This is a genomic window from Streptomyces sp. NPDC092370, assembly GCF_044755265.1.
Classification (GTDB): Bacteria; Actinomycetota; Actinomycetes; order Streptomycetales; family Streptomycetaceae; genus Streptomyces.
On sequence record NZ_JBIVQO010000008.1, the window covers coordinates 138620 to 155391 of the forward strand.

Annotated in this window: 11 protein-coding genes and 1 pseudogene; 8 read left to right on the forward strand and 4 right to left on the reverse strand. The window is 72.0% G+C overall.

What is annotated here, in order from left to right; all coding sequences use genetic code 11:
* Positions 1–5: 5 nt before the first annotated feature.
* The 3 genes from ACIQHQ_RS24170 to recQ all read left to right on the forward strand — a co-directional run bounded on the left by ACIQHQ_RS24170 (position 6) and on the right by recQ (position 5492).
* Positions 6–1577, forward strand: coding sequence for an NADH-quinone oxidoreductase subunit M (locus tag ACIQHQ_RS24170; protein ID WP_402614897.1), 1572 nt, complete (start codon positions 6–8; stop codon positions 1575–1577).
* Entirely contained in the window at positions 1574–3223 is a 1650-nt protein-coding gene (nuoN, locus tag ACIQHQ_RS24175) for an NADH-quinone oxidoreductase subunit NuoN (protein ID WP_402614900.1), read from the forward strand. The genes ACIQHQ_RS24170 and nuoN overlap by 4 nt, the downstream gene beginning before the upstream one ends.
* Before the next feature lie 232 nt (positions 3224–3455).
* Positions 3456–5492: a DNA helicase RecQ gene (gene recQ, locus ACIQHQ_RS24180; protein WP_402614902.1), complete on the forward strand. Its 2037-nt coding sequence runs from the start codon at positions 3456–3458 to the stop codon at positions 5490–5492.
* A 102-nt stretch (positions 5493–5594) separates the two neighbouring features.
* Here the strand turns inward: recQ and ACIQHQ_RS24185 are convergent.
* The 3 genes and pseudogenes from ACIQHQ_RS24185 to fahA all read right to left on the reverse strand — a co-directional run.
* Positions 5595–5996, reverse strand: a pseudogene (locus ACIQHQ_RS24185) (GntR family transcriptional regulator); the annotation flags it as partial.
* Between the two features lie 187 nt (positions 5997–6183).
* On the reverse strand, positions 6184–7122 hold the full coding sequence (locus ACIQHQ_RS24190; RefSeq protein ID WP_402615330.1) for a M56 family metallopeptidase: 939 nt from the start codon (positions 7120–7122) through the stop codon (positions 6184–6186).
* A 212-nt stretch (positions 7123–7334) separates the two neighbouring features.
* A complete protein-coding gene (gene fahA, locus ACIQHQ_RS24195; RefSeq protein WP_402614905.1) occupies positions 7335–8546 on the reverse strand; it encodes a fumarylacetoacetase in 1212 nt (403 codons plus the stop codon).
* 295 nt (positions 8547–8841) lie between these two features.
* On the opposite strand from fahA, the gene ACIQHQ_RS24200 reads away from it, so the two are divergent.
* The 5 genes from ACIQHQ_RS24200 (at position 8842) to ACIQHQ_RS24220 (ending at position 15993) form a co-directional block, all read left to right on the forward strand.
* Positions 8842–10101, forward strand: a complete 1260-nt coding sequence (locus ACIQHQ_RS24200) for a DegT/DnrJ/EryC1/StrS family aminotransferase (protein WP_402614908.1) — start codon at positions 8842–8844, stop codon at positions 10099–10101.
* Complete coding sequence (locus ACIQHQ_RS24205; RefSeq protein ID WP_402614911.1) at positions 10094–12355, forward strand: lipopolysaccharide biosynthesis protein; 2262 nt, start codon at positions 10094–10096, stop codon at positions 12353–12355. The genes ACIQHQ_RS24200 and ACIQHQ_RS24205 overlap by 8 nt, the downstream gene beginning before the upstream one ends.
* Before the next feature lie 64 nt (positions 12356–12419).
* Complete coding sequence (locus tag ACIQHQ_RS24210; protein ID WP_402614914.1) at positions 12420–14381, forward strand: glycosyltransferase; 1962 nt, start codon at positions 12420–12422, stop codon at positions 14379–14381.
* Positions 14378–14818 carry a hypothetical protein gene (locus ACIQHQ_RS24215; protein WP_402614916.1) on the forward strand — a complete coding sequence of 147 codons (441 nt, stop codon included), beginning with the start codon at positions 14378–14380 and terminating at the stop codon, positions 14816–14818. Before ACIQHQ_RS24210 ends, ACIQHQ_RS24215 begins: the two co-directional genes overlap by 4 nt.
* Entirely contained in the window at positions 14815–15993 is a 1179-nt protein-coding gene (locus ACIQHQ_RS24220; protein ID WP_402614918.1) for a glycoside hydrolase family 26 protein, read from the forward strand. The genes ACIQHQ_RS24215 and ACIQHQ_RS24220 overlap by 4 nt, the downstream gene beginning before the upstream one ends.
* A 7-nt stretch (positions 15994–16000) precedes the next feature.
* Here the strand turns inward: ACIQHQ_RS24220 and ACIQHQ_RS24225 are convergent, their stop codons facing one another.
* Positions 16001–16756: a polysaccharide deacetylase family protein gene (locus ACIQHQ_RS24225; protein ID WP_402614921.1), complete on the reverse strand. Its 756-nt coding sequence runs from the start codon at positions 16754–16756 to the stop codon at positions 16001–16003.
* Positions 16757–16772 lie beyond the last annotated feature (16 nt).

Consider the following 16772-nt stretch of genomic DNA (forward strand, 5'->3'; position numbering starts at 1 on the left):
TACCGATGTCCTTTCCTCTGCTGACAGCGACAGCGGCGCTCCCGGCCGTCGGGGCGATCGCCACGGCCGCCGTACCGGCCGCGCGGCGCACCGCCGCCAAGTGGCTGGCGCTGCTCTTCTCGCTCGCCACGCTCGTCCTGGCGATCACCGTCCTGGTCCGCTTCGACCCGGAGGGCGATCGCTACCAGCTCACCGAGTCCCACGCCTGGATCGCCGACTTCGGCGTCCGCTACGAACTGGGTGTGGACGGCATCGGGGTGGCGCTGGTCGCGCTCACGGCCCTGCTGATCCCGTTCATCATGCTCGCGGGCTGGCACGACGCCGATCCTCTGGAGACCGGCAGCAGCCGCTGGCGGCCGACGCAGGGCTTCTTCGCCCTGATCCTCGCCGTCGAGGCGATGGTGATCCTCTCCTTCGAGGCCACCGACGTCTTCCTCTTCTACATCTTCTTCGAAGCCATGCTGATCCCGATGTACTTCCTCATCGGCGGCTTCGGTGACCGTGCGCACGAGCACGGCGAGAAGGCGGCGGCGACCCAACGGTCGTACGCGGCGGTGAAGTTCCTCCTCTACAACCTGGTCGGCGGTCTGATCATGCTGGCCGCGGTGATCGGGCTGTACGTGGTCGCCGGGAACTTCTCGCTCCAGGAGATCGCCGAGGCCCGCGCCAACGGCACGCTCGACATGGCCACCGGCACCGAACGCTGGCTGTTTCTCGGCTTCTTCTTCGCCTTCGCGGTGAAGGCGCCGCTGTGGCCGCTGCACACCTGGCTGCCCAACGCCATGCAGGAGTCCACCGCCCCGGTGGCCGTGCTCATCACGGCGGTCGTCGACAAGGTCGGCACCTTCGCGATGCTCCGCTTCTGCCTCCAGCTCTTCCCGGAGGCCAGCAAGTGGGCCACGCCCGCCATCCTCGTCCTCGCCCTGATCAGCATCATCTACGGGGCGCTGCTGGCGGTCGGCCAGCGGGACATCAAGCGGCTGGTGGCGTACGCGTCGATCTCCCACTTCGGCTTCATCATCATGGGCATCTTCGCGATGACCAGCCAGGGCCAGTCCGGGGCGACGCTCTACATGATCAACCACGGCATCTCGACGGCCGCGCTGATGCTGGTCGCGGGCTTCCTGATCTCGCGGCGCGGCTCGCGGCTCATCGCCGACTACGGCGGAGTGCAGAAGGTCGCCCCGGTGCTCGCGGGCACCTTCCTGATCGGCAGCCTCGCCACACTGTCGCTGCCGGGGCTGGCCCCGTTCGTCAGTGAGTTCCTGGTCCTGGTCGGCACCTTCACGCGCTACCCGGTGATCGGCATCATCGCCACGTTCGGCATCGTCCTCGCCGCGCTCTACACCCTCGTCCTCTACCAGCGGACGATGACGGGCCCGGTGAAACCGGAGGTCTCCGCTATGCCGGACCTCAGGATCCGTGAGCTGGTGGTCGTCGCCCCGCTGGTCGTCCTGCTGATCTTCCTGGGCGTCTACCCGAAGCCCCTCACGCAGATCATCGATCCGGCGGTCAAGCAGACCATGTCCGACGTCCAGAAGAAGGACCCCCAGCCCGAGGTGGAGGCGGCCAAGTGAGCGCAACAGCCGTCCACAGCCTGTGGACAACCGCGGCCGACCCGATCACCAAGATCGACGCGCCGAAGATCGAATACGGGCAGCTCGCCCCCACTCTGATCATCGTCGGCGCGGCGATCATCGGGATCCTGATCGAGGCGTTCGTACCGCGGAAGTCGCGTTACTACGCCCAGATGTTCGTGTCCGTCGTCGCCCTCGCCGCCGCCTTCGCCGCGGTCGTGGCGCTCGCGGCCGACGGGTACGGCACGACCAAGGCGCGCATCGCGGCGATGGGTGCCATCGCCGTCGACGGGCCCGCCCTGTTCCTGCAGGGCACGATCCTGCTGGCGGCCCTGGTGGGCCTGTTCACCTTCGCCGAGCGGCGCCTGGACCCGGTGGTGCACGGCAACCGCGTCGACTCCTTCGCCGCGCAGGCCGCCTCCGTGCCGGGCAGCGAGAGCGAGAAGGCCGCGGTCAAGGCCGGGTTCACCACCACCGAGGTGTTCCCGCTGCTGCTGTTCGCCGTCGCGGGCATGCTGATCTTCCCGGCGGCCAACGATCTGCTGACGCTGTTCGTGGCGCTGGAGGTCCTCTCCCTGCCGCTGTACCTCCTGTGCGCCCTGGCCCGCCGCAAGCGGCTCATGTCGCAGGAGGCGGCGGTCAAGTACTTCCTGCTCGGCGCGTTCGCCTCGGCGTTCACCCTGTTCGGCATCGCCCTGCTCTACGGCTACGCGGGCTCGATGTCGTACGCGACGATCGCGCAGGTCGTCGACGGCACCGTGCAGGACGTCAACCCGGCGCTCGCCGGCACCATGGGCAACGACGCGCTGCTGCTGATCGGCGCCGCGCTGCTGGTGATGGGTCTGCTCTTCAAGGTGGGCGCGGTGCCGTTCCACATGTGGACGCCGGACGTGTACCAGGGCGCTCCGACACCGGTGACCGGCTTCATGGCGGCGGCGACGAAGGTGGCGGCGTTCGGCGCGCTGCTGCGGCTGCTGTACGTCGTCCTGCCGGGCCTGCGCTGGGACTGGCGGCCGGTCATGTGGGCCGTCGCCATCGTCACCATGCTGGGCGGTGCGATCGTCGCGATCACCCAGACCGACATCAAGCGGCTGCTGGCGTACTCGTCGATCGCGCACGCCGGGTTCATCCTCGCGGGCGTCATCGCGACGACGCCCGACGGTGTCTCGTCGGTGCTGTTCTACCTGGCGGCGTACTCGTTCGTGACGATCGGCGCCTTCGCGGTGGTCACCCTCGTCCGCGACGCGGGCGGTGAGGCGACGCACCTGTCCAAGTGGGCGGGCCTCGGTCGCAGGTCCCCGCTGGTGGCGGGCGTGTTCGCGGTGTTCCTGCTGGCCTTCGCGGGCATTCCGCTGACGTCCGGGTTCGCCGGGAAGTTCGCCGTGTTCAAGGCGGCGGCGGAGGGCGGGGCCGCCCCGCTCGTCGTCATCGGTGTGATCTCGTCGGCGATCGCGGCGTTCTTCTACATCCGCGTCATCGTGCTGATGTTCTTCAGCGAGCCGCGGCCGGAGGGCCCGACGGTGGCCGTGCCGTCGCCCTTGACGATGACGGCGATCGGTGTGGGCGTGGCGGTCACGGTGGTGCTCGGTGTGGCGCCGCAGTACTTCCTGGACCTGGCGGGGCAGGCGGGCGTGTTCGTCCGCTGACCCCGCTGCGTCTGCGCGGGACCCGGTCTCCTTCGGGAGCCGGGTCCCGCGGCGTTTTCCGGGGCGACGGGTTGCCCGTCGGGCCATGTCGAACACATATACGGGCACCGCTCCACGAGCGGGACCTGTGGACAACTCCGGGGCTGTCGGTGTGGGCGCCTATGGTGGACGCAGTGGTCGAGGGCGACGCACGGGGGACGCAATGACGGGCGCTACGGGCGGGACAGGTGTGATGACGGAACTGGACGCGGTGACCGGGACCGGGATCGGCGCGGGCAGCGGTCCCGCCGGGCTCCTCGGTGCCGACGCGAGCGAGGCGCTTCTCGCGCTGCACCGGGTCTTCGGCTACGAGGCCTTCCGCGGTGAGCAGGAAGCCGTCATCGACCATGTCGTGGCCGGCGGCGACGCCGTCGTGCTCATGCCGACCGGCGGCGGCAAGTCGCTGTGCTACCAGATCCCGTCCCTGGTCAGGCCCGGTACGGGTGTGGTCGTCTCGCCGCTCATCGCCCTGATGCAGGACCAGGTGGACGCGCTGCGGGCGCTGGGCGTGCGGGCCGGTTTCATGAACTCCACGCAGGACTTCGACGAGCGGCGGATGGTCGAGGCCGAGTTCCTCTCCGGCGAGCTCGACCTGCTGTACCTGGCGCCGGAGCGGCTGCGGCTGGAGAGCACGCTCGATCTGCTCTCCCGCGGCAAGATCGCCGTCTTCGCGATCGACGAGGCGCACTGCGTCTCCCAGTGGGGCCACGACTTCCGGCCCGACTACCTGGCGCTGTCCCTGCTCGGCGAGCGCTGGCCGGACGTGCCGCGGATCGCGCTGACGGCGACGGCCACCCACGCGACGCACCAGGAGATCACCGAGCGGCTGAACATGCCGACGGCCCGCCACTTCGTGGCGAGCTTCGACCGGCCCAACATCCAGTACCGGATCGTGCCCAAGGCCGACCCGAAGAAGCAGCTGCTGAGCTTCCTGCGCGAGGAGCACGCGGGCGACGCGGGCATCGTCTACTGCCTGTCGCGCAATTCGGTGGAGAAGACCGCCGAGTTCCTCAGCCGCAACGGCGTCGAGGCGGTGCCGTACCACGCGGGCCTGGACTCGGGGACGCGTGCCGCCCACCAGTCCCGCTTCCTGCGGGAGGACGGCCTGGTCGTGGTGGCGACCATCGCCTTCGGCATGGGCATCGACAAGCCGGACGTCCGCTTCGTCGCCCACCTCGACCTGCCCAAGTCGGTCGAGGGCTACTACCAGGAGACGGGCCGGGCCGGCCGCGACGGGCTGCCGTCGACGGCCTGGATGGCCTACGGGCTGAACGACGTCATCCAGCAGCGCAAGCTGATCCAGTCCGGTGAGGGCGACGAGGCCTTCCGGCGCCGGGCCCAGGCCCACCTGGACTCGATGCTGGCGCTGTGCGAGACGGCCCGGTGCCGCCGTGGCCAGCTCCTCGCCTACTTCGGTCAGGACCCGGACCCGTCCGGCTGCGGCAACTGCGACACGTGCCTGACCCCGCCGGAGACCTGGGACGGCACCGTCGCCGCGCAGAAGGCACTGTCGACGGTGGTGAGGCTGCAGCGCGAGCGGGGGCAGAAGTTCGGCGCGGTGCAGATCGTCGACATCCTGCTGGGGAAGCGGACGGCCAAGGTCATCCAGTTCGACCACGACCAGCTGTCCGTGTTCGGCATCGGCGAGGAGCTCACCGAAGGTGAATGGCGGGGTGTCATCCGGCAGTTGCTCGCCCAGGGGCTGCTCGCGGTGGAGGGCGAGTACGGCACGCTGGTCCTGACCGAGGCCAGCGGGGCGGTGCTGCGGCGGGAGCGGGACGTGCCGCTGCGCAAGGAGCCGAAGAAGCCGGTGACCTCCCGATCGGGGGCGTCGTCCTCGGGCTCCGGGCGGGGCGAGCGCAAGGGCAAGGCGGTCGCCGCCGAGCTGCCCGAGGAACTGCTGCCGGCCTTCGAGGCGCTGCGCGCCTGGCGCGCCGAGCAGGCCCGTGAGCAGGGCGTCCCGGCGTACGTGATCTTCCACGACGCCACGCTGCGGGAGATCGCCGTGGCATGGCCGACGTCGGTGGGGGAGCTCGGCGGGATCAGCGGGGTCGGCGAGAAGAAGCTGATGACGTACGGGGAGGGCGTGCTGGAGGTGCTCGCGTCGCTGGGCGGACCGGCGCACGCGGCTCCGGCCCAGGACCCTGCTCACACCCCTCGTCAGTACGCGGGTGAGCCGGACCACTGGCCGGAGACGGACGAGGAGCCGGAGCCCGACGACTGGATATAGGGTCGGGCTCCGGCCGAGGTCACCGGGGGTGGAGGGCCGGGCCGGTCACAGCGCCCGCCCCGCGTACGCCCTGACGTCCGCGTCGGAGTCCGTCGTCGCCGTGGCGGGGGCCCCCGGGTGCCGGGGCGGGCCCATGGTGCGGACCTCGTCGGTGACCTGTCCGTGTGCGCGAAGGGTTTCCGCGAGGCCCCTCAGGCGGTCGAGACCGTGGGGGTACTCGTGGGCCACGACCACGGTGCCGACGCCGGGCCGGTGCTCCACGAGCCCTCGGCCCGCAGCAGGCCGAGCACTCGCGGACCGTGTTGTGGCTGGTGCCGTACTCGGTGGTGAGGGTCGACTCGCGGGGGAGGACGCCGTCGGGAAAGGCGCCGGTGAGCAGCAGCCGGCGGAGCGGGTCGGTCAGCTTCCGGCCCGGTCGGCGCGCAGCCGTCGCCGCCCGCGGTGGGCGGCGACGGTGGTCACGGCTCCTTGTCCGGCGTGGTCTCGGATGCGATCACTGGGCATGGCTCGGACCTGCCCATCCGATAGGAAAAGCGGTGTCGCGGGAATGCTGCGCCACCCCGAAGGTGACCTGTTCGACGAGTGAGCCGGCCTTTTGGCCGGCCCTCGGCCGGATCCGCCACCGACCGTCCGGCCGGTGCGGCTGCGTCGGCCGTCACGGCGCGAGCCGTCCACCGTCGGGGCGACTCGGCTACGACAACGCCGTCAGTCCCGGGGCGAACACGATCAGCAGGGGCAGCAGCGGCACGAGCGCGGCGGTCGTGGTGGTCAGGGCCCGGTGCCGCAGGCCCAGCCGGGGCGGCGGTTCCAGGAGCCGGTCGACCCGTTCCCCCAGCAGACGGTGGCTGGAGGCGCAGGACAGGACGCCGCGGTGCTGGTTGAGCTCGATCAGGGCCAGGGCCGTGGTCAGGTGGCCGCAGCGGCGGGACGCCGTGTCGTCGGCGGCCAGTTCGACCAGGCGGTGGGTCTGGTCGCAGAAGTGGGCGAACAGCGGGATGCGGGGGAAGCCGGTGGCCAGGGCGGTGGACAGGTGCAGCAGCCAGTCGTGGCGGGCCCGGGCGTGGCCCCGCTCGTGGGTGAGGACGGCGTCGAGCTGGTGGCGGGTGAGGCGGTGCAGGGCGCCGGTGGTGACGATCAGCTGGGGCGGGCTTCCGGGCATCCACCAGGCGTCCGGGTACTCGTCCTCCAGGACCAGCAGCGGACCGCGCGCCGCGGGCAGGCCGGCCGGCAGGTCGGGGGCGCGCTCGCGCAGGTGGGCGCGTGCCCGGGCGCGGCGCCGGCGGGCCTCGACGAGCTCCCGGGCGAGCATCGCGGTCGTCCAGGCGGCACCGCAGGCCAGCAGCAGGGTGAGGGCGGCGGCCCACGGCGGGGCGGTGGACAGGTCGTACGCGGCGGTGACCGCCGGTGGTGCCGGGGCGAAGAGCTGGGCGCGCACCGTGCCGAAGACGGCGGCGGCGCCCAGGGAGAGTGCGGTCACGCAGGCCAGCAGGACGGTGGCGACCAGGCACTGCCACACCCACAGCGCCACCACCGGTTCCCGTTCGGGCCACGCGGCCCGGGTCAGCGCACGGGGGACGGGGACGGCGGCCGTCACTGCGACGACGCCCAGCAGGAGCAGGCAGACGGTCATGGCCACGGGCTCCGGTTCCTCGTCGGAAGAGGGGCGGCTACGGGTCGTGCGGAGCAGGGCGGTCCCCGGGCGCGCCGGTGACCACGACGAGCGTGGCGCCCAGTGCAGGCCGGGCACACCGCCCTGTGCCCAGTATGACGGGCCGGGCGGTGTGCGTCAGGGGCCGAGCGGCAACGGCAGTGACCGCAGCGGCAGTTGTCGGCCGCAGGGCGTCAGCCCTGGACCACCCGCCCCGTCACCTCGCCCAGCCCCACCCGCACACCGTTCGGCCCGGGCGCCCAGGCCGAGAGGGTCACCTCGTCGCCGTCCTCCAGGAACGTCCGCTTGCCGTCGGGGAGTTCGAGCGGCTCGCGGCCGTTCCAGGTCAGCTCCAGCAGGGAGCCGCGCTCCCGTTCCGTGGGGCCGCTGACCGTGCCGGAGCCGTACAGGTCGCCGGTGCGCAGGGAGGCGCCGTTGACGGTCATGTGGGCCAGTTGCTGGGCGGCCGTCCAGTACATGGTGGAGAAGGGCGGCTCGGAGACGACGTGGCCGTTGACCGCGACGCTGATCCGCAGGTCGTAGCCGCCGGGTTCCTCGTCGCGGTCGTCCAGGTAGGGCAGCAGCTCGTGCGTCCGGGCGGGAGGCGCCACGAGCGCCTCCTCCAGGGCGTCCAGCGGGGTGATCCACGCCGACACCGAGGTGGCGAAGGACTTGCCGAGGAATGGGCCGAGGGGCACGTACTCCCAGGCCTGGATGTCGCGGGCCGACCAGTCGTTGAGGAGACACAGCCCGAACACGTGCTCGCGGAAGTCCCCGAGGGCCACCGGCGCGCCCATCCGGGAGGGCACGCCGACGACGAAACCGACCTCGGCCTCGATGTCCAGGCGGACGGACGGGCCGAAGACGGGAGTGGCGCCCGTGGGTGTCTTGCGCTGGCCGGAGGGGCGTACGACCTCCGTGCCGGAGACGACGACCGTGCCGGAGCGGCCGTGATATCCGATCGGAAGGTGCTTCCAGTTGGGGGTGAGGGAGTCCTCGGCGTCGGGGCGGAAGATCTGCCCGACGTTCCGGGCGTGGTTCTCGGAGGCGTAGAAGTCGACGTAGTCCGCCACTTCGAAGGGCAGGTGCAGGGTCACCGACGACAGGGGGTGGAACAGGGGTGCGAGGGTCTCGCGGTGGGACGGCACGGTCACCCAGGCGGTCAGTGCCCGGCGCACGTCGGACCAGGCCGTGCGCCCCGCGGCCAGCAGCGGATTCAGGGTCGGCTGCGCGAGCAGGGAGGCGTACGGCGAGCCGAGCGTGTGGGCCGCCGCGCCCGCGTCCAGCACATGGTCGCCCAGCCGGACGCCCACCGTCCGGTGGGACGAGCCGGGGAGGGAGAACACGCCGTACGGCAGGTTGTGCGGGCCGAAGGGGTCGCCCTCGGGGACATCGAAGGGGGGCATCGGGTGCTGCCTCGCTTTCGGGTGTGCCATGTCGTCGCCACGTGTTCGTGGTCGTGCCACACGTTACGGGTGACATGCCGGTCCTGGGCAGAGGCCGAGGAGGCGCGAAGAGGCGAACGGGGCAGGTGGACCCGGGTGGGACCGGACGGGCGGGCGGGACGGCACATTCGTACGAGCCGGAAGTTATCCACAGGACGCGACGCAATCTTGACGGAGCGGTGCGAACGGGGCGACTCTGGGCAGGTGCCGGAAGGCCTCGGGGAGGGGGCTTTCCCACGGCACATCTGGGGGGCGGATGGCCATAGGGGAGGCCGGTCCGGGTTCGGTGCGGCATGGTGCACAGCCGAAGCGGCTGGAAGAGACCATGCGCGTCCGGCTCGGCCGGGAATGTGTGTACGTACCGTCGTGCCGTTTCGGGCTGTACGTGGCGCTGCGCCACTGGTGCCCGCCCGGCGGGCGGGTGCTGATGTCGCCGGTCAACGACGACGTGATCTTCTTCGTCGTGCTCGCGGCCGGACTGCGCCCGGTGCAGGCGCCGTTGAACCCGCTCGACGCGTCCATCGACATCGATGCCGTGCCGGACGGGGTGTGGGGCTCGGTGTCGGCCGTGCTCACGACGAACCTGTACGGCAACCCGGACCCGGCGCCGCGCCTCAGACAGAAGTGCGACGCGCTGGGAATCCCGCTGTTCGAGGACGTGGCCCACGCGATCGGCAGCCGGGTGGGGGACCGGCCGGTCGGGGCGTGGGGCGAGGCCTCCGTGTTCAGCCTGTCCAAGCATGTCGGTGCCAAGGCCGGAGGCGTGCTCTCGCTCGCCGATCCGGGGTCGCGGGAGGCGTTGGAGAAGACCTGCGCCGGACTGCTCGCGCCGCGCCGGGCGAGCGCCGAACTCGCCTACCTGCTCCGGCCGTACGCGGAGGCGGCGGTGCGCGGGCTGCGGCTGCGGCGCGCCGCCTGGGCCGCGATGCGGCTGCTGGGGCTGGCCGACCGTGAGGAGATCCGGATGCCGTTGCGTCCGGACGAACTCGCCCTCGCCGTCCGTGAGGCGCCGGGGCTCGACGCCCACCACCCGTGGGTGCGGGTCGACATGCACGACTACCGCCTGGCATCCGGCCGGCTGAGGCTGCGGCGCATCGGGCGAGGGCTCGACCGGCTGGACGACGTGCTGGACGCCTGCCGGGCGGGCACCGAACTGCTGCTGTCCACGCCCTGGGCCAAGCCGCGTGACGGCTCGGCGACCCAGCCGTTGTTCCGCGTCCCGCTGTTCGTGGCGGACCGGGACGCGGCGATCGCGGCGCTGGCGCGGCAGGGCATCGTCGTCGGTTACCTCTACGACCCGCCTCTGGACGACTACGCCGGTGCGGAGTTCACCGACCCCTCACCGGTGCCCGAGGCGGCCCGCTGGTTCGCGCGGCACGCGCTGCCCGTGGACCCGCTGCGGGCGCGGACGGTCCTCGAGGTGCTGGAGCGGTCCGGTGCGCGACCCGTCCGGGCGCCGGGAGAGCTGCCGGGGAACGAGCCGACACCGGGAGGGCTGGGACAGTCCCGTGGCTGAGATCCAGGTGCACGAGCCCGCCGCCGCGCGCACCGACGGCGGCGGACCGCAGCCTGCCGGCACCGACCACACCCACGACTCGCTGTTCAAGAACGCCTACTTCCTCATGCTCAGCACCGGCGTCTCCGCCGTACTGGGCCTGGGATTCTGGCTGGTGGCCGCCCGCTACTACTCGGAGGAGGCCGTCGGCCAGGGCTCGGCCGCGATCGCCGCGATGCGACTGCTCGCCAGCATCACCGCCACGACGATGATCGGCGCCGTCGTCCGCTTCGTCCCGCGCGCGGGCCGGGAGACCGGGCGTCTGGTGTGGGGCACGTACGTGGCCAGTTCGCTGATCGTGGCGCTGGCGGCCGCCGTCTTCCTGCTCACGCTCGACGCGTGGGGGGCGTCCTACGCGCCTTTGGGCACACCCATGGCCGGGGCGGTGTTCGTCGCGGCATGCGTGGCCTGGGCGCTGCTCACCCTCCAGGACGGGGTGCTCACCGGGTTGCGCAAGGCGGAGTGGGTGCCCGCCGGGAACGCGGTGTTCTCGGTCGGGAAGCTCGCCCTCCTGGGCGTGTTCGCCGGCATGCTGCCCGTCCTCGGGATCTTCGTCTCCTGGGCGGTCGCGATCGCCTTCTCCACCCTGCCGCTGGGCTGGCTGATCTTCCGTCGGCTCATCCCGCGCCAGGCGGAGGCCGACCGGGACAAAGAGCCCCCGAGAATCAAGGACATGGGCCGGTTCCTGGCCGGGGACTCGCTGGGCGCGCTGTTCAGCCTGGCGATGATCAACCTGCTGCCGGTGATGGTCGCGGTCCGCTTCAGCGCCGCCGAGAACGGCTACTTCTACGTGGCCTACACCGTCGGCGGCACGATGGAGTTCATGGCCATCAACATGGCCTCGTCCCTCACCGCGCACGCCTCGCACGACCCGCGTCAGCTCGCCGACGGTGTGCGGGGTGCTCTGCGGCGCATGACGCTGCTGCTCGTCCCGGTGGTGCTGGTGCTCGTCGTCTTCGCCCCGCAGATCCTCACCCCCTTCAGCCCGTACTACGCCGAGCACGGCTCGACCGTGCTGCGGCTGCTGGCCCTCGGCGCACTGCCCCGGGTCGTGGTGGAGCTGTACATCGGCGTACTGCGCGTCCAGGGGCGCACAGGAGTGCTGGCCGCGCTCCAAGGGGCCATGTGCGTCCTGGTGCTGGGCAGCGCGGCCGTGCTGTTCACCCCGTCGGGGATCGCCGGCGCCGGGTGGGCGGTGCTGCTGAGCATGACACTGATCGCGGTCGTCGCCACGGCCGGGCTGCGCAGGGCCCTGCGCCCCCACGACAGCGCACCCGCCGTCCGCCCGCCCGCCGACCCTTCCTACGGCACCCACTGGGCGAAACTCAACGCCACCGCCGGGTACGGCACCACCTGGGCCCGCAGGGCCGCCTACCAGCCCAGGGACGGCGACCAGGACACGGTCACGCTGTTCATAGGGCGTCCCGGATACGAGCGGGAGGCGCTGCAGGCGGACACACTGGCGCTGATCGTGCGGCCGGAGGGACCGACCCGGGAACCACCGGCCCCGTCCGGAGAGCCGTTCACGGACGAGGAGCCGCGGGAGCGGCGGCTGAGAGGCGCTCTGTGGAGCCTGCTCGCCGTCGCCACCGTGTTCTTCTGGGCACCGCTGCGGGACCTGCCGTGGCTGGACGGCGCCTCCGAAGCGGCTCTGACCGGACATCAGTTGCTGGAGGGCATGCCCCTGCCGTCGCTCACCGCGGGCGGCCTGCTGCTCGTGGTGTTCGTCGCCGCCGTCACGTTGAGCACCCGGCACGATCCGTGGCTGCCGGGCACGGCGCTGGGCGCCGCCCTGCTCGCCCTCCACGCCGCACCGGCCGCCCTCGGACGGGAACCGCGGCCGGTGGACGGGGCGTTGTACGAGAAGACGGCCGGCTTCCTGGCACAGGCGGTGGGGCTCGACGGGCCCGAGCCGCTGCTGCGCTGGGCGCCGCCGGCCTGCCAGGTGATGTGTCTCCTGCCGCTGGGGCTGCTGCTGGCGAGCGCGGGCGGCCGGCTGCCGTGGCCGGGGCGCTGGGGGGTCCTGTATCTCGTCGCGGTCGGCGGCTGGGTGTGGCGTGAGGCGCTCGCACCCCTCGCGCCGCCCCTGCTCGCCGTCCTCGTGCTGCTCCTGCTGCTCCAGCGCGCCGTCTCGACCCGGTCACGTTCCCGCACCACTGCCTCCACAGCCGACCGAACGGCCGAAGGACCACCGAGCGGCGGGTCCCACCACTGATCATGCACAGAGCCGAACAGACCGAACAGAGCCGAGAGAGCCGAACCGCCAGGGGGGAACCACCGTGCGTCCGCCAGTCACACCGAGGGAGAGATCCACGCCGGAGCCCACACCCGCGCGGGGCGGCGCGAACGCCCCCGGCAGCGTCCCGGAGACGGCAAGCCAGTCCTCCAGCCCCTCCTCCTCGGAGTCGTCGAGCCCCGCCCCCGCGCCGGTGACGGACCTGTCCGACCTCCCCCCCGCCTGGTCCGGACGCCGCGCACTCGCCTGGCCCGCCGTCCCGCTGTCCGTCGCGCTCGCACTCTGGGCGTACGCCGTGCGGCACACCGACGTCTCGCGCCTCGACGACTACGGGCTGGTCAGCGCGCTGCACCCGGCCTTCTGGGCCGGGCTCGCGGTGCTCACCACCGGCTTCTGGTTCACGGTCCGCGACGCGCGCCGGCCGGGCGCCTGGTCGGCGGCGTACGTGCTCGGTCTGCTGGTGATGGAGCGGGCCACGCAGGCCGTGCTCTATCCGACCCCGCTGTACGCCTGGGCGTGGAAGCACGAGGCGGTCATCGACCATCTGCTGACGGCCGGCGGTCTGCAGACGGCCGATCAGGTCGGTGACATGGCGGTGTACGACCAGTGGCCGGGCTTCTTCGCCGCCCAGGCCGCCTTGCAGCGGCTGCTGGGCGTGGACTCGGCGGTGATGTTCATGGCCTGGTGGCCCCTGGCCTCCAGCCTGATGCTGCTGCTCCCGCTGCTGCTGATCTACCGCACCTTCACCGAGGACCGGCGGCTGATCTGGACCGCGGTCTGGCTCTTCTACGTCGCCAACTGGGTCGGGCAGGACTACTTCTCCCCCCAGTCCGTGGCGTACGCGCTGCACGTGGGTGTCCTCGCCGTCGTCCTGCGCCGCTTCGGCCGGTCCGCGGTGCGCGGGGGCCGGCCGCGGCAGGCCGTGTGGACGGTGGTGATCACCGTCATGATCGTGGCGATCGTCATCTCCCACCAGCTCACCCCGGGCATGCTGGTCGTCTGCCTGCTCGGCCTGTGCCTGAGCCGCCGTCACCGCGACCGGATCCCGGTCGTCACGACCGTGATGATCTTCCTGGCCTGGTGTCTCACGGCCGCGCTGCCCTTCCTGTCCGCGGCGATGCCGGACATGATCCGCTCCATCGGCGACGTCGGCGCCAACGTCGAGACGGGCTACGGCGCCACGCCGACCGGCACCGGAGCGATCGCCACCTCCTGGGCGGCCCGGCTGCTGTCCGGCTCCGTCCTGCTGCTCGCGGCCGTCGGCGTGCTGCGCCAGCGGGTGCTGCGCCACCGCGCCCGGCCCCTGCTGCTGGTCGCGGCGGCCCCGTTGCCGATGTTCGCGGCGAGCAGTTACGGCAGTGAGATGATCTTCCGGGTGCTGCTGTTCATGCTGCCCGGCGCCGCCTTCTTCGCGGCAGCCGCGTTGCTGCCCACGGTCCGCACACTGGCCGCAGAGGCCGCCGCGCCAGAGGCCGGCGGCCGGCGGACCACCTCTGCCGGAGGCCGTTGGGGTCTCGGCGTCTGGGTGCCGCCGGTCGCGCTGCTCGGCGGCACGCTGGCGTTCGTCCCGGCATATTCCGGCAAGGACCGGATCAACTACTTCCCGCCTCAGGAAGTGGCCCTCGTCCGGCAGCTCTTCGACCAGGCGCCCGGCGGCTCGCTGGTCGTGGCCGCCAACCGCAACTACCCGGACGCGTACGCCTCCTACTGGAGCGTCGACCACTACTGGTTCCTCGACGACGGCCGCAGTCACGTCGACGAGATCGTCAGGAGCCCCGCCGCCACGCTCGCGCGTGACATGGCCGGAGTGGAGCAGCCCGCCCGGGCCTACTTCCTGCTCACACAGGGCCAGATGGCCAACTCCGAGATGAACGGGCAGCTCGACGAGGCGCAGTTGAACCGCATCCAGAAGTCCGTCGCCGCCTCGCCGCGGTTCCGGCTGGTGGCGGAGAACAGCGCCGGATGGCTCTACGTGCTGAGGCAGTCAGGGGGAGCGGAGCGATGACACCGCAGGATCTCGTGGTCCGGATGCTGCCCCCGTTCGGCGGCTGGCTGGCGCTGGCCGCGCTCGCCCTGCCCGGCGGCTCGCCGCTGCGGGGCGCCGCGGTCGTGCTCTTCCTGGCGGCCGGTCCGGGCGCCGCCGCGGTCAGGGTCTGCGCGCCCGCCCTCGGGGACCGGCCCGCCGAAGGGCCCGTGGAGCGCCGGGACGCGGACTTCGCCCGCCACTCCGACCTGCTGGAGCGGCTGATGCTGGTGCTGTTCCTGAGCATCGGCGCCGTGATGCTCGTCGCGACCGTGCTGATCGCCACCCACACCTTCAGCGCGCAGCGAGTGCTGCTGACGCTGGCGCTGCTGACCACATTCGCCGCGTTCTGTCCGCCGCTGCGCGCCTCCCCGCCGCCGAGCACGACGCCGAGGACACCGAAGGGTTCCGCTCCGTGAGGTTCAACCGCCCCCACCGTCCCTTTCGCCGCGAGCCGAGCACGGCCGCAGGACAGCACCGCAGGACGCCGCACCCGGAGCAACAGCCCACGCGGACACCGCATGAGGAGCGGGCCGCCGGCCCCTTGGCGTCCAGCCGGCGCCGCCTGCTGATCACGTCCGCCACGGTCGTCAGCGCGGTCCTGGTCGCCGTACTCGCCCTGCGGGACGCCTCCGGACCGCAGGAGCGGGGAGCGGCCGGTTCCGGGGCGGACTGCCGTCCCACGGAACTCCTGGAACCGCCCTGCGGCGCCTGGTTCGGCGCGTTCGTGCCGCACGAGCGCGCCGACCTGCCCGAGAAGGTGCGCGCCTACGAGAAGCGGGTGGGCCGCGCACTCGACATCGTGTACACGTACCACGACATGTCCCTGGCCTCGGGCACCCGGCGCGAGGGCCAGTTGCTCACCCCGGAGGAGCGGCGCGTCGGCGAGGACCATCTGCTGCTCCTGTCCTGGGAGAGCAAGTGGTGGGGCGGCACGAAGCGGCAGCAGCCCACCTGGAAGCAGATCGCGGCCGGCGAGCTGGACGACGAGGTCATCGACGTCCAGGCCCGGCGCGTCAAGGACTACGGCAAGAAGGTGTTCCTCTCCTTCGACCTGGAGATGGACACCCGCATCCCGGCCAGCGGCACGCCCGCCGACTTTGTGAAGGCGTACCGGCACATCCACGACCGGTTCCGCGACCTGGGCGTCGACAACGTGGTGTGGACGTGGATCACCACCGGATACCTCGACCACGCCGACGAGATCGAGAAGATGTACCCGGGCGACGACTACGTCGACTGGATCGGCTACAACCAGTACAACTACTTCCGGTGTCACGACGCCGGCTGGCTGACCTTCGCGCAGACCCAGAACGCCACGCACGACTGGATCCGCACCCACATCTCCGACGACAAGCCGTTGATGCTCTCCGAGTTCGGTACCGCCGAGGACACGGCCCGCCCGCAGCGGCAGGCCGAGTGGTACGCGCAGGTGCCCGGGGTGCTGAAGGATCTGGACGGCGTCAAGGCGGCCCTCCAGTGGAACTACCGCGACCCGGGACCGCACTGCAACCTGGCGCTGGCGAACGACGCGGCCTGGGACAGTCTGCGCGAGGCGGTCTCCGACCCGTACCTCAACCAGCCGCTGAAGTGAGCCGGGATCAGCCGGCGAACTCGGGCCCGTGCAGCACCGCACGGGCCCGCCGGTACCAGCGCCAGGCGATCGTCTTCGGCCCGTCGCGGTACGGCGCCACCCGAGCGCCCGCCCCCGCCAGCCAGCTCTCGACGTCGGCGAGGGTGTGGGTGCGCCGGACGATGAGCCGGGCGATGCGGTACCGCTCGTCGCGGTCGGAGCTGAGCGCATGCCGTACGGCGGTCGCCGTCTCGTAGCCGGTCCGGGCCGACATGGCCCGTACGCGCGGGCTGTTGTAGCCGTGCGGGTAGGCGAGGTGCCGTATCTCGTGCCCGAGGACGTCCTCCAACACGGCCTTGGAGGTGCGCAGTTCGTACGCCAGGGCCTTGGCGGACAGGGTGTCGAGCTGCGCGTGTGTGACGGTGTGGCTGCCGATCTCCATGCCGGAACGTTCCAGCTCCACCGCCCGGGACAGGGTCATCATCGGGGCGGGCGGCAGCAGGCTGCGGCCGCCCGGGGCGATGGCGCCGGTGGTGAGGTAGGCGGTGGCCGGCAGCGCGCGTTCGGCCAGGGCCTCGGCGGTGGCGCCGGGCAGATCGGCGAACCCGTCGTCGAAGGTGAGCAGCACGGGCCGGGGCGGCAGCGGCGCCCGCCCGGCCAGATGATCGGCGATCGTGCTGATCGTGACGGGCGTACGGCCGCTGCGGACCACGGCGTCGAGGTGCGCGGCGAACTGCTTCGGCGTGACCGTGAACTCCGCTATCCAGTCCGGCGGATCGTCCATCACGGAGTGGTACAGG